Here is a 1,101-nt window from a genome sequence, read left to right as displayed (position 1 = left end):
GGCTCGGCGTTCACGCGGACCGGTGTCGACCAGGCCGTCCCGTTGTCCGAGAAGCAGGTGAAGACGTCGCGGTGGTCGCGGGCCCGCTCGGTGACCGTGCCGTTGAGGACGGTCCTGATGGTATACGCGCCCGTGCCGGAGAACGCCGCGACGCGGAGGGTATAGGTCCCCGTGGCGGGGAGGGTGAAGACGATGAGCCCGAATCCGCCGAGGCCGGGCTCGGAGAACCCCAGGCGGGTGGTGCCGTCGGTGCAGAAGAGCCGGAACGACGGATCGAGGCTCGGGGCGCCGCTCCCGTCGTACTCGCAGATGATGGTCTGGCCCGCGGTCCCGGAGAAGCTCCAGTAGTCGAAATCGGTGCTCGAGCTGATGTTGCCCGAGAGCCTGTCGCCCATCGTGAATGAGTCGCCGGTCCCGGGCGTGTCGTTAGGCTCGGACTCGTTGATGATGGGAACACCGTCGAAGTTGTCGTTGTAGAAATCGACCGACTCGTTCCAGGTGAGGTAGGCGCGGCCGTTGTGGAGCCCGCCGCTCCGGTCGATGGCGATGCCGGGGAACGCGAAGCCGGTGCCGCGATTGAATCCGGGCGCCCCGTTGCCGAAGTTGGTGTACTGGTGGACGGCCGTCACCTCGGCGCCGAAGGAGCTTCCGCCCGCGGGTGCACGTCTCACCCTCATGTGATCTTCGTCGGTGGGCTCGGGCGGGAAACCGTTACCCTTACCCTTACCGATTGCATTCCAGGTCACCCAGACCTCCCCCGCGGGCCCGAGAGCGACCCGCGCACCCTGCACCCGGCCGGCGTCGGCGCCGGAGGAGAGCGTCGTGGGGGTCGACCAGATGAAGAGCGGCGAGACCCTGCGCTGAAAGTCGATCTGGTTGGTCGCGTTTACTCCCAAGGTGAACTTGGCGTAGATCAGGTAGAGGTTGCCCTGGGTCGGATCCACCGCCAGCCATTCCTTGTCGTAGATGACGGAGTTGTTGTTGCCCGAGATGACCACCTGCGGCGTCTGCCACACCAGCGCACCGCCCACGAACGTGCCCTTGACCACGCCGATGCCGTTGGTGTTCGCGGTCGGGTCGCACAGCGCCGCGAAGTAGAAC

At 66.5% G+C, this 1,101-nt stretch carries 1 protein-coding gene; it reads right to left on the bottom strand.

Annotation, left to right across the window (positions count from 1 at the left end; genetic code table 11):
* Positions 1-1,101: hypothetical protein (locus tag ACRDSQ_RS14270; RefSeq protein ID WP_431421548.1), on the bottom strand; the 1,101-nt coding region annotated here is incomplete at both ends.

This window comes from Actinokineospora sp., assembly GCF_050699995.1.
Lineage (GTDB): Bacteria > Actinomycetota > Actinomycetes > Mycobacteriales > Pseudonocardiaceae > Actinokineospora.
Note: the sequence above shows the minus strand (reverse complement) of the source record. Positions and strands in the feature narration are given on the sequence as shown.